We start from the raw sequence: 21,257 nt of genomic DNA, 5'->3' as shown, positions 1-21,257 counted from the left end.
ATTGTCAATCGTAGCGGTGCCGTTCGAGATCGGCGATCACCTTTTCGGCAATATCGAGCGCTGCCCTTGGTCGCGCCGCCGCCTGGGCACACTTGCGCATCTCGCTCAGCATAGTGGGATGATTGAGCAGGTTCAACACTGCGCGCGGGGTCGACTCACACATCCGCAACTGAATGCCACTGCCGGTACTAACGACGTAATCGGCATTCCACTCTTCGTGACCAGGGATCGGGTCGATGATAATCATCGGGGTGCCGCGAGCCAGCACCTCGCTGACGATCAGACCGCCGGCCTTGGTGATCACCAGATCACTCGCCGTAATCAGGTCATCAACATAATCGATAAAACCCAGAACCCGCAGATCAATATTCGGAGTTGAGATAAAATCGCTCAACGTCTCAACCAGGGTTGTATTCCGACCGGCGACAACGACCAGGGTCGCTTTCAGCGGACTTTGCATCAAGCCGCTGACAATCTGGCGCACGTGGTCATCATCCACGCCACCGCCAAACAGGGTAATAACGGTGCCTTGCAGGGGTAGATCGCGGCGGATACGAGCCTGGCGACAATCGTTGGGCTGGGCGAGAGCGGGATCGATGGGAATGCCACTCACCACAATCTGTTGGGGGCTAATTCCCCGTTCGATCAGTTGCGCGCGCGTTTGCTCATCGCCAACGAAATAGCCATCAATTTCGGTATACGTCCAGAAGGTATGGGCGGCATAATCGGTAATCACACAATAGATTGGCTCGGTCAGACGAGCGCTGCGCTTATAGCCGACCAGCAACTCCATCGGCAAGAAGTGGGTGCAGATGATCACTTCGGGCTGGAAAGCGCGCAACACCTCTTTCAGGCCGTTGGTGCCAATACTTTCGACCAGCTTGCGAATGTTGTTGGTAATCTCAGCCAGGTTCGGATCGGCGTTGGTCTGCGTGTAGAAATAGCCCCACACCAGCGGCGCCCGATCGGTCAGTTCGAGGTAGGAACGAGCATAGGCGAGACGAAACAGGCGCGACGTATGGTCAAGCACGTCTTCCACCCGAACTTCGCCGGGTTGGCGACGACTGAAGGCGGCAGCCAGTGCTTCGGCAGCACGTTTGTGACCGGTGCCGACCGATGCATGCAAAATCAGGACTCGCGGCATAACTATATCTCCGGCGAAGCGCCTTACGGCGCGCAGTTGAGTCTCACTTGAACGTATGGTACCATGTTTCGCCATTATTTGTTGCGCGACAAAGAGATTACGCAGTCTGACGGGAATTGCAAGCTGGCAAGGATGGCATCGCGCGATTGGAAGCCGGTCAGTCGCAATTCCCGGCTGTCGTGAGGGAACACGATCAGGCAGAGACAGGGCCAGGCATCGCAGCAGCCAATCTGAAAGAACCCCTGAACCCGGATTGATGTGAAATGTGCAACCGTCAGGCATAGCGATCAGCAGAGATGGCACACGCGACGAGCAGGATTGACATTGACGGGTAGTTGGGGATGTGATACGATCACGACACCTTTAATACAGTCCCGTGAGGCTGTGAAGGAGTCATTCGATGAATCTGAATTCAACCCGGCCTGACATGCCGCTCATCCTTTGCCCCACTATTGTGGGCAAAGGCTTTTTTGTTTGCGCGGAAGGGCTGATGCGGAGGAGGGCATGAGTAACGAGAAACAGATCCTTTCCGCCGACGAGATTCGGCGCGCGCTGGTGCGGATTGCGCACGAGATCGACGAGCGCAACGGCGGCCTGCGCGATGTGGTACTCGTCGGCATTCGGAGCCGCGGCGTGCCGCTGGCTGAACGCATCGCCGCCGCAATCGCCGATTTTGAAGGCACGCGAGTGCCGGTTGGTCAACTGGACATTACCCTCTACCGCGACGACCTGAAACTCCGCGGCCCGGCAGCGCGAGTGCGGAAAACCGATCTGCCGATTGACATTACCGGCAAGACGATCGTCCTGGTTGACGATGTCCTCTTTACCGGGCGCACGGTACGGGCTGCGCTCGACGCCATTGCCGATTTTGGTCGGCCTGCCCGCATTCAGCTAGCCGTGCTTATTGATCGTGGCCATCGCGAATTGCCCATTCGCGCCGATTTTGTTGGCAAGAATGTGCCAACTTCACTCTCTGAGCGAGTGATGGTGCGGCTGCGTGAGACCGATGGCATTGATGAGGTGGTAATCCAGCGAGGTGGAAGCAATGACTGAACGACGCCGCCACGCGATTGATCTCGATGATTTCAGCGCCACCGAGATCGAAGAGATTTTAGAGACTACCGAGAGTATGCGCGAAGTGCTTGAGCGCGAGATTAAGCAGGTGCCAGCGCTACGAGGCAAAACGGTGGTCAATATGTTTTTTGAAGAGAGCACGCGCACTCGCATCTCGTTTGAACTGGCAGCCCGCGCCCTCTCGGCGAATGTGGTTGCTTTCACGGCGCGCGGGAGCAGTGTCGAGAAGGGTGAGTCGCTGGTTGATACGGTGCGCACACTCCAGGCTCTCGGCGCCGATATTATCGTGATGCGCCACAGTCAATCAGGCGCGCCGTATCTGGTTGCCCGCCATTTTCGCGGCGCAGTGATCAACGCTGGTGATGGCCGCCACGCCCATCCGACTCAGGCCCTGCTTGACCTTTATACTATGCGCAGCCGATTCGGTCAGATCCGCGACCTCAATGTGGTGATTGTGGGCGATATGCTGCATAGCCGCGTTGCCCGCTCGAATCTGTGGGGTCTCACCCGGCTGGGAGCGCGGGTGACTCTTTGCGGCCCCCCCACCCTGATCGGCCCGGCGGCATTCTGGACAGCGACTTGGCCAACGGTGCGGATCAGCTACGATCTCGATCCGTTACTGGCCAAGGCGGATGTGGTGATGGCGCTGCGGTTGCAGAAAGAGCGCATGCAGAGTGGTTTGCTGCCGGCGTTGCGCGAATACACCAGGGTGTACGGCCTGACTGCCGAACGACTCGCCCGACTGCCCGGCCATGCGATTGTGATGCACCCCGGCCCGATGAACGAAGGAATTGAGATCTTCCCCGAAGTTGCCACATCACCGGCGGCAGTGATTGAAGAGCAGGTGATGAATGGCGTTGCTGTGCGGATGGCGTTACTTTACCGAATGGCCGGTTAAGGGAGGTTCCGATGCGATATCTCATCAAAAATGGCACCATTATCGATCCGGCCAACCGGGTAGCTACCATTGGCGATATTCTGGTTACCAATGGCAAAGTCGAACGATTATACGACCTCGCCGACCTGCACAGCGAACGAGAGCCGCCGGGTCCAGATGTGGAAGTGATCAACGCGCGCGGTTGCGTCGTTGCGCCGGGATTTACCGACTTGCATACCCATCTGCGCCAGCCCGGAGAAGAGCACAAAGAGACGATTGCCAGCGCCAGCGCTGCCGCTGCCATTGGCGGATTTACCACACTCTGCGCGCGGCCTACCACTCGCCCAACTCCAGACAATGCCGCCACAGTTCGCCAATTACGTGAACTGGCCGACCGTTTCGGCAAGGTGCGGATCGATCTGATCGGCGCGCTGACGCTGGGCAACGAAGGGCGCGTGCTGAGCGAGATGCGCGAACTGGCTGAAGCGGGTTGCATTGCCTTCAGTGATGGCGGACGAACAATCGCCGACGCGGGGTTGATGCGCAACGCGCTGGCCTATGCTGCCGCGCTGGGGCTGCCGGTGATGGTTAGTTGTCAGGATCCACAACTGGCTGCCGGAGGGGTTGCCCACGAAGGCGCGGTCAGTACCCGCCTGGGATTGCCTGGAATCCCTGCTGCCGCCGAAGAAGCAATCGTTGCCCGCGACATTGCCCTGGCCGAAGCAACCGGCGCTCACCTGCATATTAGCCGGGTCAGCACTGCCGGCAGCGTGGCGCTCATCCGCGCCGCGCGCGCGCGCGGCGCACGGGTAACAGCGGAAGTAACACCTCATCACCTTACCCTGACCGACCGCTGGCTGCTAGGCTGGCTGGAAGAGCGGAACGAGATTGAAACCAGCCGACCTGGAGCGCATCCTGATCTGAGTCTGCCGTCGTGGCTCAATCCGGCTTTGCTCCCGCCTTACGACAGTTGTACGCGGGTCGAGCCACCATTGCGCAGTGTCGAACATATTGAGGCGCTGGTTGAAGGGTTGCGCGATGGGGTGATCGACGCCATTGCGGTTGACCACGCCCCTCAGGCGCTGGTTGATCGCGAGTGCGAATATGGCATCGCGCCACCCGGCATTAGCGGGCTTGAGACGGCGCTGGCATTGACCCTTACCCTCGTTCATCGAGGTGAGATGGATATTGTTAACCTGATTGCAAAACTAACTGAGGGGCCAGCGCAGGTCTTGAACCGTTCACCTGCTAACCTGCGCCCGGGCGCGACTGCCGATATTGTGATCTTCGATCCCGAACGCAGTTGGGTGGTCGAACCGGAACATTTCGTGTCACTGGGGAAGAACACGCCGCTGCGCGGCCAGCGGCTGAAGGGACAGGTAATGCTGACTATGGCTGCCGGCAACATCGTCTTCCGCCGCGACAATTTTGGTCGGCAGACGCAGGCAGCGCCGCAACCATCACGGCTGGAAGGGATTTTAGAAACGGAGTGAGACGGCACAGAGAGCCGGCACTGGTCACAGCTTCTTCGCCAACAACGCAACTGAGCGAGAAAACGCAGACCTGATCCGTTTCCCACGCCCACGTTGATGCGCACAACAGATTGCCCCGTTCGCCAGCGCGCCATCACCCTGCCGGACGCGCCGGCTTTTGGCATTTGATGAAGCTTCCATGGTAAGATGCATGACAGATACTTTGTTCAGATAAACCTGTGCATGCAGGTTGGAGGCATTATGAACAATGCGATAACGATCCTTATCGCTGATGACCATACAATGTTCCGGCAAGGGTTACGAGAAATCCTCGAACGCAAAGGCGGCTTCCAGGTCGTCGCCGAAGTGCGCGATGGCGCGGCTGCGGTTGAAGCGGCCAAGGCCACTCAACCTGACATCGCCCTGCTCGACGTGTCAATGCCGGTGATGACCGGCATTGAGGCCGCGCGTCAGATCGGGCAGGTCAGCCCTAACACGCGCTGCGTCGTGTTGACGATGCACCGCGACGAACAGACAGTGCTCGAGGCCCTGCGGGCCGGCGCTAACGCCTATCTGCTGAAGGATGCCGATGCGACTGAGCTGATCGAAGCCATTCACGTGGTTTACCGCGGTGAAGCAGCGCTGGCCGGCAGCGCCGCCGCGCGAGTGCTTGATCTGCTGCGCCGGAATGATAATGCGCCGTCACTGAATGAAGTGCTGACGCCACGTGAACGCGATATTCTCGCTCTTGTTGCTCAGGGTGATGATAATCGCGCTATTGCCCTCAAGCTCAGTCTAGCCGAGAAGACGGTCGGCAACCGTTTGAGTGAGATCTTTCAGAAGCTCGGCGTTAGTAACCGCACTCAGGCGGCGATTGTCGCCGTACAGCGCGGGCTGGTGCCGCCTCCGGAACTCCGTTGATGACCAGGACAATCATGCCATCGCACCATGCAATGGTGCGATGGCGGCGAAGGAATGTATCATGCTCTCTCTGACCGGTATTCACCACGTTACAGCCATCTCAGCCGACATTCGCCGTAACTACGATTTCTACACCCGCGTGCTCGGCATGAGACTGGTTAAGCGCACTGTAAATCAAGACGATACCAGCGCCTACCATCTCTTCTACGCTGACGGCGTCGGCACACCCGGTAGCGACCTGACCTTCTTTGATTGGCCAGTGCCACCCGAACGGCGCGGTACGCATAGCATCATTCGCGCAATGCTGCGGGTTCATGGAAGAGCCAGCCTGGAATGGTGGGCCGAACGACTCCGCGCAGCGAACATTGTAGTTGGCGAGGTGAACGAACGCGATGGCCGGCTGGCGCTGGATTTTGAAGACCCGGAAGGGCAACGGCTGACCCTGATCGATGATGGTGGCGCCGGCGAATTTGTGCCGTGGCAATACAGTCCGGTGCCTGCCGAACACCAGATTCGCGGGTTAGGGCCGGTGATGTTGAGCGTAGCCCGACCCGGTCCGACCGATGCCGTGCTCCGCATGGCGCTCGGCATGCAATTGCAGCGGAGCTATGTGCATCCCGATTATCCCGGTGACACGGTGTACGTCTACACGATGGGCGAAGGCGGGCCGGCAGCCGAGGTACACGTGATCGGGCAACCGCAGTTACCGCCGGCTCAGCCAGGCGCCGGCGGAGTCCATCATGTAGCCTTCCGCGTGCCAACCTTTGCTGAACACGAGGCGTGGGCACGGCGGTTGCGCGAGTTACGCATCCCCAACAGCGGGATTGTTGACCGTTACTACTTTCGCAGCATCTACTTCCGTGAACCGAACGGCATCCTCTTTGAGCTGGCAACCGATGAGCCAGGATTTGCGGTCGATGAGCCGTTTGATGCCTTGGGTGAGCGGCTAGCATTGCCACCTTTCCTTGAACCATATCGAGCTGAGATTGAGGCTGGATTGAAACCGTTGTAGCGGTAACGTTATCGTGCCGGTCAATGGTGGTAACACAACCCTGACAGGTACACCAGCCTGTCAGGGTTTAGACTCCGCTTTACGTCGCGATCAGGCGCGTCGGGGTGATCAGAGCGTAGCCAGTCAACCCAAGCCAAAAACCCCGATAGCAATCGCGCATTGCCCAATCTGCCATCGAATGAACCGATCACGCTGGTGATAGGGCGCGGCACTAGCCGGACTAAGGGTACCATCTGCGGCTCCTGCTCGACGCAACCCACTCGCTACCGGCAGCATCCTCTCGGCGGCTGCGCAGAGACCATGCGCGCCATCCGAACGGGAACTTCTTCCCACTCCAACGGGAAAGGCAACCCCTTGGCTACCTCCACCCGCTTCGCTATACTGATAGTGCAATTACAACAATACGCATTAAGCCTCTGTTCATGCTGTGGAGGAGACCACATGACGATATTCATAAACAGCTTGAAGACAGTCGGCCTGCTCGGATTGCTCACCGGTCTGTTTATCGTGATCGGTGGCGCAGTTGGCGGTCAGATCGGTATGATCATCGCCTTCGTTCTGGCCATCATTATGAATATGGGCGCGTGGTGGTTTTCTGACACCTTGGCGCTCAAGATGAGTGGCGCACAAGAAGTATCGCCTGACGAAGCGCCTGAACTGCACACGATGGTTGAAGAGCTATCGCGACGGGCCGGCATTCCAAAGCCGCGCGTTTACATTATCGACACCGATGCACCGAATGCGTTCGCTACCGGTCGCGATCCGGAGCATGGCGCTGTCGCGGTGACAACCGGCATTGCTCGCCTGCTGACGCGCGAGGAGTTGGCCGGGGTGATTGCGCACGAGCTGGCGCATATCAAGCATCGTGACACCCTCATTTCATCAATTGCGGCTACCATCGCTGGCGCGATTGGGATGTTGGCCGACATGGTGATGTGGGGTATGATCTTTGCCGGACTGGGAGGTAGTGATGAGGAGGATGGTGGCCTCGCCGGGATGGTTGGCGGCGTGCTTACGGCGATGCTGGCGCCGATCATGGCACTGATCATTCAGATGGCGATCTCGCGCTCGCGTGAATATATGGCTGACGCTGGCGGCGCTCAAATTCTGGGTAATCCGTTGCCACTTGCCAGCGCGCTTGAGAAGCTGGAGTGGGCAGCGGGGCGGATGCCGATGGAAGAGGCGCGTCCGGCAACTGCACACCTGTACATTATCAATCCGGTATTGGGTGGCCTGGCCAGCCTGTTCCGCACCCACCCGGAGACGCACAAGCGAATCTCGCGCCTGCGCGCGATGGCCAATCGTAGTGGGAACACTGCCATCGCCGCGTAACAGCCATGCCCGCAGCGCGTTGACATAGATTATCCCCTTCCCCCCTTTTTTATGGGCGTCACTCGATGGCGAGTGGCGCTCTTTTTGCGGTACAATGCAGGGGAAGGCATGACGGCGTTTGGCGGATAGCGCAAAGGCGTAAGGATAATGAAACGCGCACTTCATTCCCTGATCACAATCATCGCTGTGCTGACCGTTTTGACAGGCTGCATGCCGCCGGCTGAACCGACGCCTGACAAGCCTTCCAGAACACCGATTACCGGCTCAACCGATGCGCCGCCGGCCCCACCAACTCCGGTAGCGACCGTGATACCGGAACCGATCGGCAGTGTTGACGAAATTGCCCTGATCGACGCTGCTGCCAGATTGCCGCGCGATCAGGTTGAACTGGCCCGCCAGCTCGGCGCCTGTCGTTCGGCGCCAGACGCATGCCCCTACATAGCACGCAGCGAGCCACTCGATGTGCAGGTGGGTGAACGACGCACCTTTTTCGTGACCGACTTTAGCGACGATACCCAATATGAAATTACTGCTGAGCTGCGCTACGTCGGGCCGATTGTGCTGATGTACGTGGAAACGGGTGTGCCTTACGACCAGCGGGCGCTCGAACGCGCTGCCCAAACCTTTGAGCAAGAGATCTATCCGCGCACTCGCGAGATCTTCGGCAGCGAAGCGCAACCCGGTGTTGATGGTGACAACCGCATTACCATCCTCAATGCGGTTGAGCGCAGCCGCCAAATCTTAGGCTACTATTCCTCCAGCGACTCGCTACCCCGACAGATCAATCGTTACAGCAACGAGCGCGAGATGTTCTTTATGAACATCGAATTGATGCCGTTTGATAGCGATACCTACCTTGACGTGCTGGCCCACGAATTCCAGCACATGATCCACCAGAATGAGCAGCCGGGTAGCGCGCTCTGGTTGAATGAAGGCATGTCGCAGTTAGCCGAAGACCTCAATGGCTTCCAGAGTGAAGGTTTCATTCCGCTTTACCTGCGCAATCCTGACATCCAGCTCACCGGATGGGGCTTCGCGCCCGGTCAGTCAGGCGTACATTACGGAGCAGCTCACCTGTTTATGCGCTATATCTATGCGCAGTATGCCGGTCGCGATCAGTTGCGCCCCCTGATTCAGGCTAATGCCGGCCATAATCTCGAGGCATTTGTCGCGCTGACTGCGCGCACCCGGCCCGACATTACCCATTTTCGCCAGATTATGGCTGATTGGGCTGTCGCCAATCTGATCAATGACCCGCGAGTCGGCGATGGGCGTTACACCTACGATACCGGCACTGAACTGAGCAACCTGTTGCCACGAAAAATACGACCCACTCCGATTGACAGTCGTTACAGTGATGACATCATCCAGTTCGGGGTAGATTATCTGGAACTGCCACGCAACACGCGCGCGGTGACCTTTCGCGGCGATACAACAACGCGCATTGCCGGACAAATGCCGCGTGGTCGCTATGCCTGGTGGAGCAACCGGAGTGATGATAGCGTAGCAATGCTCACGCGCAAGGTCGATCTGCGCGCTGTAAGCGCAGCAACGCTGACCTTTGATATGTGGTTTGAAATTGAAGACGACTACGACTACGCCTTTGTCACCGTTTCCACGGACAAGGGTCAGACCTGGGAGACATTGCCCGGTATGTGGACGACAGACTACGATCCGCAGGGGGTGAATTACGGGCACGGTCTGACCGGTGTTTCAGGACGACCGGAGGCGAATGTAGAGGATGGTTTGCGAGGGCGCTGGGTGACCGAGCAGATGGATCTCACTCCCTTTGCCGGACGCGAGATCCTCTTGCGTTTCTGGTCGATCAACGATCAGGGTGTGCATGCGCCGGGTATCATGATCGACAACATCGCAATTCCTGAGATCGGCTTTCGCGACGATGTTGAAGACGGCCCCGGCGATTGGGAAGCGATAGGGTTCGCGCGGATCGATGGCGATCTTCCACAACAATGGGAATTGCGCCTGGTGCGCGCGGCAGCCAACGGACAGATAACCGTAGAGGCGTTAACCACCGATAGCGACGGGTTGGCAACGGCCACACTCAACAACGGAGAGCGTGGCATCCTGGTAGTCATTGCCGTGACTCCGCATACCAGCGAGCGCGCGCAGTATGAAGTGATCAGTGAGTAGAGTTAGAGAGATGCCAGAGATTGCGTAAGCGCTGGCGACAACCGTTTGAACCGTCAACGGCAATCTATCATTGGCACGAACGTCAGTAGCGACCTGCCATCACCGCGATCAGGGCAAAGGCCACTCTATGGCGCTACCGCACAAGAGACACTGGTGGCTGATCGCAACCGTTTTGATCATCATAGCCGGCGCGATTGCTTTCCATCGGGTCAACCAATCTGAACCGTACATTTCGCCAATCGTTGCCAGTATCGGCAATGTTGAGCAGCCGCAGAGCCTCAGGGCAACGATGATGCCGGTGAGCGCGGCGACACTACAGGTTATCGTCGCAGCAAACGCGCTGCCCCCGGGCACAAGCGACCAGGCCATCACCGCCGAACTGTACGCTGCGCTGGCCTACGTCAGCGCGCGCACGGCAACTGCGCCAACCGGGCCGATTACCGTAACAATTCAGGCTGAACCGAACTGTGCCCTGCACGGGGCAGCCTATACCAGCCGACGCGAAGCGCAGGTCTTTACATGCGCGGACATTCCAGCGGCCCGCGCTGTGAATATTCTCGCGCACGAATTTGTTCACCAGCTCGCCCACGATTACTATGGTGATGCCCATCTTCAGAGTGACCCGATTCTGCTCGAAGGCTGGGCAACCTGGGGTGCGGGAATGTACTGGCTCGGTCGCTCGCCTGACTTTCACGCCTTTCTCGGCGGGCAAGCGCCGATGCCGCTAGTTGCCAACCATTTGGGACGATCCGCCGCCGAAATGAATACCCTCTACTATCAGTGGGCCAGTTTTGTAGAATACCTCTTGAGTCAGTATGGACGTGACGCATTTGACCGGCTCTATCAGAGCGGAAATGGCGTTGCGGGGAGCGCCGATTACTACGGCATATACGGTGTTGAGCTGGCAACACTCGAAGCCGAATGGCGGGTATGGTTGACGCAGAATCGGTGATGCCGAAACGCGCGATCGGGGTGAGGTGGCGTTTCGGCATCCTGGAGCGAAGCGTCGTTATCCGCCTCGCTACTGCGCTCAATCACCCGGCGTGTAAGCGCGCCGAGCTACGCCATCGGTAATAGCAGCGCGCGCCACAGCAGCGGCGATCGCCGGCACGACCTGGCGATTAAACACACTGGGCACAATGTAATCCTCGTTCATCTCTTCTTCAGGGATCACTTGCGCCAGCGCTTCGGCGGCGGCGAGGCGCATCGCCGAAGTTATCTTGCGCGCATTGACATCAAGCGCACCGCGGAAGATACCGGGGAAGCTCAGCACATTGTTGATCTGATTGGGCTGATCGCTGCGACCGGTCGCAACCACACGAGCGTACTGACGCAGCATATCGGGATCGCCTTCGGGAATGGGGTTGGCCAGAGCGAAGATGATCGGATCGGCGCTCATTGCGCGCACGTGGTCAGGCGTTAGGATATTCCCTCTGGAAACGCCGATAAAGACATCAGCTCCTCGTAACGCAACCGACAGATCGCCGCGACGGCGTTCGCGGTTAGTCAGAGAAGCAATAATCCGCTGCATTGGGGTCTGGCGGGCATGATCACCTTCGACCAGAATCCCAAATCGATCAACTGCCGTAATCTCACCCACACCGGCCTCGATCAGGGCGCGAATGATCGCGGTACCGGCAGCGCCGATGCCATTCACAACCACCCGCACATCGGACAACGTTTTACCGGTGAGGCGAAGCGCATTGCGCAAGGCAGCCAACACTACCACAGCAGTGCCATGCTGGTCATCGTGCATGACCGGAACATCGAGACTCTCTTCGAGCCGACCTTCAACCAGAAAGCAGTTAGGAGCGGCAATATCTTCGAGATTGATGCCACCGAAGCTGGGAGCAATCTGCTCAACGGTTTGCACAATCAGATCAGGGTCTTGCGAGCGCAGACAGATCGGCACCGCATCAATATTCGCCAGCTCTTTGAACAGGATCGCTTTGCCCTCCATCACCGGCATTGCCGCTTCGGGGCCGAGGTTACCCAGACCGAGGATCGCCGAACCATCGCTGACGACAGCCACGCTATTACCCTTCCAGGTGAGCGAATAGACCTTTTCGGGGTCATCGGCAATTGCGCGGCAGACACGAGCTACACCTGGCGTGTACGCCAGCGAGAGATCATCGCGGGTTTTGAGCGAGACGCGGCTCTGAGTGGCGAGTTTGCCGCCAAGGTGGGTAAGGAATACACGGTCGCTGACCTGAAGCACTTTGATGTTCTGAAGCATGTTGATCGCGGCTACCAGTTGTTCACCGTGTTGTTCATCTTGCACGCGCACAGTGATGTCACGCACCAGAATGTTGCGTTCGGCGCGGACAATATCGATGGCGCCGATGTCGCCGCCGAACTCGCCGATCAGCGTCGTGAGCCGGCCCAGCATACCGGGCCGGTTCTCGATCTGACAGCGCAAGGTCAGCGTGTAAGCCACCCCAACGGACATACCCTTCACCTCGTTTTCTGGAATGAAACGCACAAAAATGCCCGTCACGATGACGGGCAGCATTGCCTTATTTTTGTATAGTACCACAGGTAGCAGCAATCGCGCGCAGGAAAGTGAGCAATACCGGTCGCGACACTGGCTGCGTGGCACGTGTTATCAGCCGATCAGGTTACGTCGCCCCGATCAGAAGGATGGCGAAACAGCGCCACCACTGCCGGATATTCAGGCTGTTGGATTGGGATAGGCTTGTTGGGTTAACAGTCGATACGCGCGCGGCGCGACGCCAATCTGGCGCTTAAACGCCTTGCTGAAAGCGGCTTCGGAATCGTAGCCAACCTGCGCGGCAATGTCGCTCACCTTTGCGCGCGGTTGCTCGGCCAGCAGACGAACAGCCAACTGCGCGCGCCAGCGGTTCAGGTAGGCGATTGGCGATTCGCCAACCAGAGCGGCAAAACGCGCGGCAAATGCCGAACGCGAACAGGCAACGGCTTGCGCCAGCGCCGCAACCGTCCAGGGATGTTGGGGATGCGAGTGGATCAGGCTCAAGGCTTTGCCAATCAGCGGATCGTGCAGCGCGCCCAACCAGCCGCAGCGTTCGACACCTTGTAGCGCCACCCAACGCTGAATGATCTGAATGAACAGAATGTCGGCCAGCCGACGCAGAATGACCTCTTTGCCAGGCCGTGACGCCTCGGCTTCAGCAGCCATCAGCGCCAGCACACTGTTAAGCGAATCGGCTTCGCTACGCGGAATATGCACGAGACGAGGCAACTGCGTCAACAACGGAAGCAGGACTTGTTGCTCAAGGGCGAACGTTCCGCACAGTACAACAGTCGTTGGTTGATCACTCCAGCGCATCAAAGCGCATTCCCCCCATTGATCCAGCTCGATATTGCGGAACAGCGGCGCCGTTGGCGTCTCTTGCAGCGTATGCTCATCTCCTCCCGGCAAGAGGATCACATCGCCTTCGCGCAACGGCAGCAACGCTTCTTCATGAGACAGACGCACATAACCATTACCGCGGTGCAATACATGAAAGACCGCACACGAACGCGGCGCGAAGTGCAAACCCCACGGCGAACCCAGCTCAGAACGGCAGTACACGCTGCTTTTGAGGCGCAGCGTGTCGAGAATGGAGGTGAATGCATCCATAGAGTGTGGACGATTGGCAAAGCAAAACGGATGAATCAACATAGATCATCCAGACGGTTGCCATTATAGTCAACGTATCGTCTGCTCGTCAAAGGAGGAACAGCTATGCACCCACCACCAGACGGCGCGCATCCATTGGGATACACGCTCCTCGTCTTCCTGCACATCTTTACCACAATGACGGCGGTCGGCCTGAACGCCAGCTACGCGATCTGGATCATGCGTGGCTCGCGCGATCCGACGCAGCTCGCTTTTGCGTTACGCGGGGTGAAATGGATCGATGATTACGTAGCCAACCCATGTTATCTCATCGGTGGCGTCACCGGGGTGTTAATGATCGTATGGGGAAAGAGTGTTGCGCCGTTTCTATGGGTAGCGATTGCGCTCTACCTCATCGCCATGAGCATCGCCTATGGCGTCTACACTCCGCTGCTCAACCGCCAGATCAACACCCTGGCGGCGAAAGGCGCTGACGATCCGGAATATCAGGCTTTGGCGCGCCGTTCCAATCAGGTTGGCATGGCGATGGGCATCCTGGTAGTCATCATTCTGGCGCTGAAAATCTTTGAGCCACCGCTATGGTGAACGCATTACGATCAGGAGAGCGTATGCTGAGCATTCGTATCATTCACCTTATCTTCACGTTCGCGATTGGGCTGTTTGCCGGCCTGCTCTACACCTTCGAGCAAGGCGTTATCCCCACTCTGATGACTCTGAACGCTGGCGAATACACCCGGATCGAGCAGGGATTGATTCGCGCCCTCGACGCTTTCCCGACCGGCGTGATAGTGGTGGCCAATCTGGCCATGTGGCTGCCATTGTACCCGCTGGTTCGACTCTGGCGTGAACGTCATACTCTGTATTGGCGGCTAACTGCGTTGGGATGGATCCTCTTCTTTTTCGGAGTCGGTGTCTTTACGATTGTACTGAATGTGCCGATCAACAACGCCGTACTGGGATGGGATCCGACAGCGCCGCCAGCCGATTGGACGCAGGCCCGCGACACCTGGAATCAATTGAACGCGCTGCGCACTCCGATCAACTACGTCAGTTTTGGCCTGCTGATCTGGGCAGCTTTCAGGATCGGGGATATTGCTGTTCGGCGCACAGTGCCTGAACAACCGCGTTAAGCTAAACCGAACCGGCGTAGCTGTGGTACAATGCCGCCAGGAACATACCACGGGAACGACAATATGAGTCCTGACATCATTCGGCTAATTGTGGCAATAGTCATCGCCGCGCTGCTGATTGAGCAGTTTCGGCGCAGCGCGCCCGGCTCACGACGGCGGCGCGCTTTTGCGTTGGGCGCAGCAGCGATGGTCGTGATTGCCACTTCAAACGTGTTTGCCGCAGCGCTATTACCGCTGATGGTGATCGGAGGCGGGCTAGTGCTGGCTGCTGTATGGTTACTCTGGCAGGCATACCAGAAGGGCGAACTCGACGACCGCTTTGAGCGTGCCCGTCGTTATCTTGAGTCTGAACGTCGCCGCTACGACGAATACGATCAGGGAGGCTCTCGCGATGACCGATCTTGAAACGATTGGCCGGCGCGCCAAGACGGCGGCGCGGGCGCTGGCCAAATTGACGACTGAGCAGAAGAATGCGGCGCTGCATGCGATTGCCGATGGCTTGCTGGCCCGACAGAGCGACATTTTGAGTGCCAATGCCGCCGATGTCGCCGATGCCGAACGGAACGGTACACCACCGGCGATCATTGACCGGATGCTCTTGACCGAAGCGCGGCTTGCCGCCATCGCCGAGGATTGCCGCAAAGTTGCAGACCTGCCCGATCCGGTTGGCGAGATCTTTGATCAACGAGAATTGCCGTCGGGATTGCGCCTGTATAAGCGACGGGTGCCGATTGGCGTGATCGGCGCGATTTATGAAGCGCGCCCGAACGTAACGATCGACATTGCCACGCTCTGCCTGAAGGCCGGCAATGCGGTCATTTTGCGCGGCGGCAGCGATATTGCCCGGAGTGTGGCGGCAACGACAACAGTGATTGCAACTGCACTGGAACAGACCGGCTTGCCCGCTTTTGCCGCCCAGAGTATTACCGATCCTGACCGCGAGCTGGTGCGGCAATTGCTGCGCCTTGACCGCTACGTTGATATGATCATTCCGCGCGGCGGCGCCAGTCTGCACCGCTTCTGCGTTGAGAATGCTACCGTGCCGGTGATTGTAGGCGGGATGGGGGTCAGTCATATTTATGTCGAGCCGAGCGCCGACTTTGCCCGCGCCGTGCCGGTGATCGTCAACGCCAAAGTGCAGCGACCGGGAGCATGCAATGCGCTCGACACATTGCTGGTGCATCGCGCGGCAGCGCCTGCTTTCCTGCCGATGGTCGCGGCGGCGCTTGCCCGTCACGGGGTAGAGATGCGCTGCGATCTCGAAGCGCTAGCGATTCTGGCCGATACGCCCGATCACGAATCATGGAACTTAAAACCGGCTGATCCGAGCGATTTTGGCCAAGAGTTTCTCGCATTGATTGTCGCCATTAAGGTGGTTAGCGATATTGACGAAGCGCTTGATCACATCGCCCAATACGGTGGCCACTCCGAAGCCATTCTGACCGGCGACCCGACCAGCGCAGCCCGCTTTACCCGCGAGGTTGATGCCACGGCAGTCTTTGTCAATGCCAGCACACGCTTCAACGATGGCGGCCAGTTTGGGCTAGGCGCCGAGGTAGCGATCTCGACAAACCGGTTACATGCGCGCGGGCCAATGGGTTTGCAAGAGTTAACAACGTACACCTGGATCGGCGAAGGCGATTATCTGGTGCGCAAGTAAAAACGGCGCGACGCTACCACCTGACAGGCTTATGTTCACATTGCGGTTAGCCCATCTCTATCCTGACCATATGAATGTCTATGGCGATCGCGGCAATGTGATCGCATTACGCCAGCGATGCGCGCGCCGAGGCATCGAGCTTGAAGTCGTCGCTGTAAATCCCGGTGATACAATTGACTGGACGACAGTCGATCTGGCGTTTTTTGGCGGCGGGCAGGATAGTGGGCAGGCATTGATCACCACCGACCTGATTGAACGGCAGGGGCCGGCCCTGCGCGCTGCAATCGAGGACGATCTGGTTGTGCTGGCGATCTGCGGCGGTTATCAGTTGCTTGGTCACTACTTTCTTACCCATACCGGCGAACGATTACCCGGTCTGGGTGCGCTCGATGTGCATACGATCGCCGGCAAGCAACGCATGATCGGCAACATCGTGATCGAGGTCGATCTCGGACAAGGGCCATGGCGGTTGGTCGGCTTTGAAAATCACAGCGGGCGCACATTCCACGGCGCAGGGGTCAGGCCATTGGGTAGAGTATTGATCGGCTATGGCGACAACGGTCAGGATGGCTGGGGTGGCGCAATCTATCGCAATACCTTTGGTTGCTACCTGCACGGCGCATTGTTGCCGAAAAATCCGCAATTGACCGATCACCTGATTGAGCTGGCTTTGCGCCGACGTTATGGAACACAGATTGAGGTACCGCCATTACCCGCCGAACGCGAACTGACAGCGCAGCGGGTGATGGTGCAGCGGTTGGTTCGGCGATAGAGATGAACACATTTCACAACGAGATTGACGCAACGATGAGAGGCAGTTCTATGCATATCATTACTGGCTCGCCGACTGAAGAAGAAGCAGCGGCAGCAGTGGCGGCAATCACCTTGCTTCTAGCCGAAGAGTCTGCGCAGAGCGGGGCAGAAGTGGGAGCATTACCGGCACGCTGGCGGGACTCGATGCGCCTGATCGCGCAGGGCCTGCCACCAGTGCGAGTGCCGGTAGCGCCACGCTGGTCAACCATTGAGCGATTGCGCCGCGCCGGTCGTGGCGGGATGGGAATTGTGGGGATGTGATTCGGTGTGAGGGTGTCGAACAGAACGCTATCAGCCTGTCTCTTGTTTTGGTGAAATCGTAGCAATCGCTGTCAGCAATATCATTGCGCCTGAAACCGGTATCAGCATGCACAGCCCGACAGTTTCGCCCTCTCGTGTGAGAGAGGGCGAAACCGTTAGACGAAGGGAAGCGATCAATTTCGGCGTGAGCGTAAACGGCAGCGAACGCGATCAGTTCAGCGTCGGAAGGTCAACTATTTCGATATTCTCCAGACCACCGTAAATCGTCCACCACGGCTTTGCGCCCTTGGCCAGCGTCTCATTCAGAGCCATAATATTGGCAACACCGCGATCTTCAAGCCAGGACTCAAGCGCAGCCAGACCGTGCTGGGCGTAGACTGGAATACCATCTTGCCAGGTTGCGCGACCACAGAGCACGCCGGCGAACGGTGTACCAGCCTCGGCGGCCAGTTCGAGCGTCTCGCGGAAGACCTCATCAGAGACACCGGCGCTGAGGTAGATGAAGGGCTTGCGAGCAGCATCGGCAGCCTGGCGGAAAAATTCTTTCGCTTCTTCGCGGCTATACGCCTTCTGGCCGCTAAATACCCGCATCCCCTCGACAAACTTGACATTGACCGGCACTTCAACCTTGAGCACATCGACGCCGTACTGGGGCTTCGAAAACTCGGCCATGTAGGCGGTCACATACCTGGGCTTGACCAGCGCAAATTCGAAGCTCTTCTCGTCGCCGACGGTATCATCATAGGCAATCGGTTCGAGGAAGAAGGGAATATCATTCGCCGCGCACTCAGCGCCAATCCGCTCGATGAAGGCATGCTTGATGTCATTGATAGCGGCATCGTCAAACGGATTGTAGTAGAGAAGAATCTTGATCGCATCAGCGCCGGCTTCTTTCAACTTGCGCACACTCCAGACATCGAGCAGATCGGGCAAACGACCGCGCACCGACGCATCATAACCGGTCTTCTCGTAAGCGAGCAACACACCGGTACCGGGAGCGCGTTGAGCGATAGCGGGCAGGCCATATTCTGGATCCATTAAAATCGCGCTGGCGTAGCGAGTCAAAATGCGGGTTACTGCCGTCTTGAATGCGGTCAGATCTTCGTTGGTTGCATCAGCGCCACGAGCTTTGGCAATTGCTTTCTTGAGCGAACCGCGCTGATCCATTGCCGCGGCTGCAATAATACCATTAGCATCAGCGCAAGCCTGGATGCCATTGAACTTTCCCCGCGTCATTTTCACTTTAGCCATTGGACAACTCCTTGTTCAGATCATCGAGCAGCAACCAGTGAAACAAGACTGGTAAAATAAGTGGACGAATAACATATGGACACGTATTGGGAAGGAGCAGAGCGGCAACACCTTTATTATACTCGATCCACTTCCAGAACCGGTAAAATATGGTACAATCGATATGTATTCCCCCAATGCATATGGGATATAGTTACGGGGAGGTTATATGAAACAGGTGATCGGAGTCTTCACCTTTCTACTTGGACTGATTATTGGTCTGATTGGCGGCGCAGCGCTGCTCGCCTACGCTTATCAGGCAGCCGGATTATATCCGCCGGACGATGCCACTATTAAATTCATTGCTCGCGAACGGGGCTGGCTCCGCGACGATGTATAGTCACGATTGGATGCGGTGAGAGCGTTGGAGTTGCTTTCACCGCGCAGCAGTACAGGCGCTTATTCCCGACCCACTTAAGCGCACAAGGAGGTGCAAATTGGACAAAGTCTGGTTGTCGTACTACGAACCGGGTGTGCCGCCATCGCTGACGTACCCGGACATAACGCTCAGCGACATGCTGCACAACAGTGCCAAGACCTACGCCGACCACACAGCTACTAATTTCGTCTTGCGCTACCTGCTAGGCGGACGATTCACCGTCGGCGGCAAGATGACGTACCGGCAGTTGAACGAAAAAGTTGATCGGATGGCGACGGCGCTTTACCAGCTTGGCGTGCGCAAGGGGGATCGGGTAGCGGTGATGTTGCCTAACTCACCACACTACATCATCACCTTCTATGCCTGCATGCGACTGGGCGCGATTGTCGTCAATACCAACCCCACTTATACCGGGCGCGAATTGCAGCATCAGTTGCACGACTCGGGCGCCGAAACGATTGTGCTGTTGAACATCTTCTGGCCGCGTCTGCGCGAGGTGCGGGCCGAGACTCCGGTTAAGCGGGTGATTGTGGCGCATATCTTCGATACGCTCGGCTTCCCATCGAACCTGCTGGTGAAGAGCGCGCAGAAGAAGACGCCAGAGTGGGTGGATGTGATGCCCGAGCAGGACATCTTCTTCTTCCAACATCTGCTGGAGAAGTATGGTCCTACGCCGCCCAAAGTAAACGTTAGCCCCGATGATGTGGCGCTGTTCCAGTACACCGGTGGCACGACCGGCCTGCCGAAAGCTGCTATGTTAACCCATCGCAACCTGATCGCCAATACGGTACAGGTTGCGGCATGGCTGACCCGCGGGCAACCCGGCGGCGAGAAGATGATGGCGGCTATCCCCTTCTTCCACGTCTATGGGATGACCGTAGCCATGATGTACAGCATCCACATCGGCGCCGAGATTGTGATTGTGCCCAGCCCGCGCCCGATTGACAATGTGATGAATGTGATTCAGCGCGAACGCTGCACGCTCTTCCCCGGCGTGCCGGTAATGTACATCGGGATTATCAATCATCCCAAGGTCAACGAATACGATCTGCGCAGCGTGAAGGCATGTATTAGCGGATCGGCGCCGCTACCGATGGAAGTTCAGGAGAAGTTCGGTCAGCTTACCGGCGGTCGCCTGGTGGAAGGTTTTGGCATGACTGAGGCCAGCCCGGTGACGCACTGCAACCCGGTTTTTGGCGAGCGACGGGCCGGCAGCATCGGAATTCCGCTGCCTGATACCGAGGCCAAGGTGATCGATCTCGATACAGGCCGGGAGATTGAGCCTGGCAGCGATGCGACCGGTGAATTGTGCGTGCGCGGGCCGCAGGTGATGAAGGGGTACTGGCAACGGCCTGAGGAGACGGCGCAAACGATTGACAGTGAAGGATGGCTGCACACCGGCGATATTGCCCGTGTCGATAAAGATGGCTACTTCTACATTGTCGATCGTAAGAAGGACATGATCAACGTTGGCGGTTTGAAGGTATTGCCGCGCGATGTAGAGGAAGTCCTCTTCATGCATCCAAAGGTGATGGAGGCGGTGGTGGTTGGCATTCCACACCCACAGCGCGGTGATGATACGGTGAAGGCATTTATTGTGCCGAAGCCGGGCGAGCAGCCAACCGTTGAAGAGATCAAGGAGTTCTGCAAGCTACATCTGGCGCCGTATAAAGTGCCGCGCGAGGTCGAGTTCCGCACCGAGCTGCCAAAGACGCTGGTAGGCAAGGTGTTGCGTCGCGTGCTGGTGGAGGAAGAGAAGGCGAAACAGAAAGCAGCAATGGCGACGGCGTAAATCGGGTTCTCGTTCCCAACGAGCGGAAGATCTCCCTGTTCGCCTGTAGCCTATTCATTTACCGCAGAGGTCGCAGAGTGCGCAGAGAAACGATTGGTTATCGCCTATCGCCTATCAGCTATCGCCTATCCCCTGGCGACATACCACGCCACAACCAACCAGCCCCTCCAGGCAGGGGGGGAAACGTCTGTAGGGGTGGGTTTGAAACCCGCCCCTACTCGCGGAAGATGATGAACGCCCGCGACCGCAGAGACCACCTATCACCTATCACCTATCGCCTCTCGCCTCTCGGCTACCCGCTAGCAACAACAGAAGGGCGCAGCACCGCTGCGCCCCTACCCCCGGCTA

21 protein-coding genes are annotated in these 21,257 nt (G+C 57.9%); 16 read left to right on the top strand and 5 right to left on the bottom strand.

What is annotated here, in order from left to right:
• Positions 1-4: 4 nt before the first annotated feature.
• Positions 5-1,144: an MGDG synthase family glycosyltransferase gene (locus Q0650_RS01280; RefSeq protein WP_298815027.1), complete on the bottom strand. Its 1,140-nt coding sequence runs from the start codon at positions 1,142-1,144 to the stop codon at positions 5-7.
• A gap of 504 nt (positions 1,145-1,648) precedes the next feature.
• Between Q0650_RS01280 and pyrR the strand changes: the two genes are divergently transcribed.
• From pyrR to Q0650_RS01255, 5 genes are all read left to right on the top strand, one after another.
• Complete coding sequence (pyrR, locus tag Q0650_RS01275; protein ID WP_298815024.1) at positions 1,649-2,197, top strand: bifunctional pyr operon transcriptional regulator/uracil phosphoribosyltransferase PyrR; 549 nt, start codon at positions 1,649-1,651, stop codon at positions 2,195-2,197.
• Positions 2,190-3,116 (top strand): aspartate carbamoyltransferase catalytic subunit, encoded by a 927-nt coding sequence (locus Q0650_RS01270; RefSeq protein WP_298815021.1) that lies wholly within the window; start codon positions 2,190-2,192, stop codon positions 3,114-3,116. The genes pyrR and Q0650_RS01270 overlap by 8 nt, the downstream gene beginning before the upstream one ends.
• Positions 3,117-3,127: 11 nt before the next feature.
• Positions 3,128-4,588, top strand: coding sequence for a dihydroorotase (locus Q0650_RS01265; protein ID WP_298815017.1), 1,461 nt, complete (start codon positions 3,128-3,130; stop codon positions 4,586-4,588).
• A gap of 240 nt (positions 4,589-4,828) precedes the next feature.
• Positions 4,829-5,488, top strand: a complete 660-nt coding sequence (locus Q0650_RS01260; protein ID WP_298815014.1) for a response regulator transcription factor — start codon at positions 4,829-4,831, stop codon at positions 5,486-5,488.
• Between the two features lie 61 nt (positions 5,489-5,549).
• On the top strand, positions 5,550-6,500 hold the full coding sequence (locus Q0650_RS01255) for a ring-cleaving dioxygenase (protein ID WP_298815011.1): 951 nt from the start codon (positions 5,550-5,552) through the stop codon (positions 6,498-6,500).
• A 20-nt stretch (positions 6,501-6,520) separates the two neighbouring features.
• Here Q0650_RS01255 and Q0650_RS01250 read toward each other — a convergent pair whose 3' ends face one another.
• The gene (locus Q0650_RS01250; protein ID WP_298815008.1) at positions 6,521-6,733 is read right to left on the bottom strand and encodes a hypothetical protein; all 213 of its coding nucleotides are present in this window, start codon (positions 6,731-6,733) and stop codon (positions 6,521-6,523) included.
• A gap of 208 nt (positions 6,734-6,941) precedes the next feature.
• Between Q0650_RS01250 and htpX the strand changes: the two genes are divergently transcribed.
• From htpX to Q0650_RS01235, 3 genes are all read left to right on the top strand, one after another.
• Entirely contained in the window at positions 6,942-7,832 is an 891-nt protein-coding gene (gene htpX, locus Q0650_RS01245) for a zinc metalloprotease HtpX (RefSeq protein WP_298815005.1), read from the top strand.
• A 147-nt stretch (positions 7,833-7,979) separates the two neighbouring features.
• Complete coding sequence (locus Q0650_RS01240; RefSeq protein ID WP_298815002.1) at positions 7,980-9,983, top strand: immune inhibitor A domain-containing protein; 2,004 nt, start codon at positions 7,980-7,982, stop codon at positions 9,981-9,983.
• Between the two features lie 127 nt (positions 9,984-10,110).
• Positions 10,111-10,935: a hypothetical protein gene (locus Q0650_RS01235; RefSeq protein WP_298814999.1), complete on the top strand. Its 825-nt coding sequence runs from the start codon at positions 10,111-10,113 to the stop codon at positions 10,933-10,935.
• A 78-nt stretch (positions 10,936-11,013) separates the two neighbouring features.
• Here the strand turns inward: Q0650_RS01235 and Q0650_RS01230 are convergent, their stop codons facing one another.
• Both Q0650_RS01230 and Q0650_RS01225 read right to left on the bottom strand, forming a co-directional pair.
• On the bottom strand, positions 11,014-12,432 hold the full coding sequence (locus Q0650_RS01230) for a malic enzyme-like NAD(P)-binding protein (protein ID WP_298815100.1): 1,419 nt from the start codon (positions 12,430-12,432) through the stop codon (positions 11,014-11,016).
• Between the two features lie 222 nt (positions 12,433-12,654).
• Complete coding sequence (locus tag Q0650_RS01225) at positions 12,655-13,626, bottom strand: AraC family transcriptional regulator (RefSeq protein WP_298814996.1); 972 nt, start codon at positions 13,624-13,626, stop codon at positions 12,655-12,657.
• A 63-nt stretch (positions 13,627-13,689) separates the two neighbouring features.
• Here Q0650_RS01225 and Q0650_RS01220 point away from each other — a divergent pair, with 63 nt between their 5' ends.
• The 6 genes from Q0650_RS01220 to Q0650_RS01195 all read left to right on the top strand — a co-directional run bounded on the left by Q0650_RS01220 (position 13,690) and on the right by Q0650_RS01195 (position 17,448).
• Positions 13,690-14,169, top strand: a complete 480-nt coding sequence (locus tag Q0650_RS01220) for a DUF2269 family protein (RefSeq protein WP_298814993.1) — start codon at positions 13,690-13,692, stop codon at positions 14,167-14,169.
• A 23-nt stretch (positions 14,170-14,192) separates the two neighbouring features.
• Entirely contained in the window at positions 14,193-14,714 is a 522-nt protein-coding gene (locus Q0650_RS01215; protein WP_298814990.1) for a DUF1772 domain-containing protein, read from the top strand.
• Positions 14,715-14,777: 63 nt separating this feature from the next.
• Complete coding sequence (locus Q0650_RS01210) at positions 14,778-15,119, top strand: hypothetical protein (RefSeq protein ID WP_298814987.1); 342 nt, start codon at positions 14,778-14,780, stop codon at positions 15,117-15,119.
• Complete coding sequence (locus Q0650_RS01205; protein ID WP_298814985.1) at positions 15,106-16,374, top strand: glutamate-5-semialdehyde dehydrogenase; 1,269 nt, start codon at positions 15,106-15,108, stop codon at positions 16,372-16,374. The genes Q0650_RS01210 and Q0650_RS01205 overlap by 14 nt, the downstream gene beginning before the upstream one ends.
• Before the next feature lie 31 nt (positions 16,375-16,405).
• Entirely contained in the window at positions 16,406-17,146 is a 741-nt protein-coding gene (locus tag Q0650_RS01200; RefSeq protein ID WP_298814983.1) for a type 1 glutamine amidotransferase, read from the top strand.
• A gap of 50 nt (positions 17,147-17,196) precedes the next feature.
• Positions 17,197-17,448 carry an acyl-CoA carboxylase epsilon subunit gene (locus tag Q0650_RS01195; RefSeq protein WP_298814981.1) on the top strand — a complete coding sequence of 84 codons (252 nt, stop codon included), beginning with the start codon at positions 17,197-17,199 and terminating at the stop codon, positions 17,446-17,448.
• A 210-nt stretch (positions 17,449-17,658) separates the two neighbouring features.
• Here Q0650_RS01195 and Q0650_RS01190 read toward each other — a convergent pair whose 3' ends face one another.
• Positions 17,659-18,699, bottom strand: coding sequence for a tagatose 1,6-diphosphate aldolase (locus tag Q0650_RS01190; RefSeq protein ID WP_298814979.1), 1,041 nt, complete (start codon positions 18,697-18,699; stop codon positions 17,659-17,661).
• A 208-nt stretch (positions 18,700-18,907) separates the two neighbouring features.
• Between Q0650_RS01190 and Q0650_RS01185 the strand changes: the two genes are divergently transcribed.
• Together Q0650_RS01185 and Q0650_RS01180 are read left to right on the top strand one after the other, a co-directional pair.
• The gene (locus Q0650_RS01185; protein WP_156525280.1) at positions 18,908-19,078 is read left to right on the top strand and encodes a hypothetical protein; all 171 of its coding nucleotides are present in this window, start codon (positions 18,908-18,910) and stop codon (positions 19,076-19,078) included.
• A gap of 97 nt (positions 19,079-19,175) precedes the next feature.
• The gene (locus Q0650_RS01180) at positions 19,176-20,909 is read left to right on the top strand and encodes a long-chain fatty acid--CoA ligase (RefSeq protein WP_298814977.1); all 1,734 of its coding nucleotides are present in this window, start codon (positions 19,176-19,178) and stop codon (positions 20,907-20,909) included.
• The last annotated feature ends 348 nt before the right edge of the window (positions 20,910-21,257 follow it).

Origin of the sequence: uncultured Chloroflexus sp. (assembly GCF_937129525.1) — a bacterium.
Classification (GTDB): domain Bacteria; phylum Chloroflexota; class Chloroflexia; order Chloroflexales; family Chloroflexaceae; genus Chloroflexus.
The sequence above is the reverse complement of the archived record's forward strand: the minus strand, read 5'-3'. Positions and strand labels throughout refer to the sequence as shown.

Excerpts from the sequence above, each read along its gene's own strand:
- Q0650_RS01280 (WP_298815027.1), bottom strand. The coding sequence starts at position 1,144 with ATGCCGCGAGTCCTGATTTTGCATGCATCGGTCGGCACCGGTCACAAA.
- pyrR (WP_298815024.1), top strand. The coding sequence starts at position 1,649 with ATGAGTAACGAGAAACAGATCCTTTCCGCCGACGAGATTCGGCGCGCG.
- Q0650_RS01270 (WP_298815021.1), top strand. The coding sequence starts at position 2,190 with ATGACTGAACGACGCCGCCACGCGATTGATCTCGATGATTTCAGCGCC.
- Q0650_RS01265 (WP_298815017.1), top strand. The coding sequence starts at position 3,128 with ATGCGATATCTCATCAAAAATGGCACCATTATCGATCCGGCCAACCGG.
- Q0650_RS01260 (WP_298815014.1), top strand. The coding sequence starts at position 4,829 with ATGAACAATGCGATAACGATCCTTATCGCTGATGACCATACAATGTTC.
- Q0650_RS01255 (WP_298815011.1), top strand. The coding sequence starts at position 5,550 with ATGCTCTCTCTGACCGGTATTCACCACGTTACAGCCATCTCAGCCGAC.
- Q0650_RS01250 (WP_298815008.1), bottom strand. The coding sequence starts at position 6,733 with ATGGTACCCTTAGTCCGGCTAGTGCCGCGCCCTATCACCAGCGTGATC.
- htpX (WP_298815005.1), top strand. The coding sequence starts at position 6,942 with ATGACGATATTCATAAACAGCTTGAAGACAGTCGGCCTGCTCGGATTG.
- Q0650_RS01240 (WP_298815002.1), top strand. The coding sequence starts at position 7,980 with ATGAAACGCGCACTTCATTCCCTGATCACAATCATCGCTGTGCTGACC.
- Q0650_RS01235 (WP_298814999.1), top strand. The coding sequence starts at position 10,111 with ATGGCGCTACCGCACAAGAGACACTGGTGGCTGATCGCAACCGTTTTG.
- Q0650_RS01230 (WP_298815100.1), bottom strand. The coding sequence starts at position 12,432 with ATGTCCGTTGGGGTGGCTTACACGCTGACCTTGCGCTGTCAGATCGAG.
- Q0650_RS01225 (WP_298814996.1), bottom strand. The coding sequence starts at position 13,626 with ATGTTGATTCATCCGTTTTGCTTTGCCAATCGTCCACACTCTATGGAT.
- Q0650_RS01220 (WP_298814993.1), top strand. The coding sequence starts at position 13,690 with ATGCACCCACCACCAGACGGCGCGCATCCATTGGGATACACGCTCCTC.
- Q0650_RS01215 (WP_298814990.1), top strand. The coding sequence starts at position 14,193 with ATGCTGAGCATTCGTATCATTCACCTTATCTTCACGTTCGCGATTGGG.
- Q0650_RS01210 (WP_298814987.1), top strand. The coding sequence starts at position 14,778 with ATGAGTCCTGACATCATTCGGCTAATTGTGGCAATAGTCATCGCCGCG.
- Q0650_RS01205 (WP_298814985.1), top strand. The coding sequence starts at position 15,106 with ATGACCGATCTTGAAACGATTGGCCGGCGCGCCAAGACGGCGGCGCGG.
- Q0650_RS01200 (WP_298814983.1), top strand. The coding sequence starts at position 16,406 with ATGTTCACATTGCGGTTAGCCCATCTCTATCCTGACCATATGAATGTC.
- Q0650_RS01195 (WP_298814981.1), top strand. The coding sequence starts at position 17,197 with ATGCATATCATTACTGGCTCGCCGACTGAAGAAGAAGCAGCGGCAGCA.
- Q0650_RS01190 (WP_298814979.1), bottom strand. The coding sequence starts at position 18,699 with ATGGCTAAAGTGAAAATGACGCGGGGAAAGTTCAATGGCATCCAGGCT.
- Q0650_RS01185 (WP_156525280.1), top strand. The coding sequence starts at position 18,908 with ATGAAACAGGTGATCGGAGTCTTCACCTTTCTACTTGGACTGATTATT.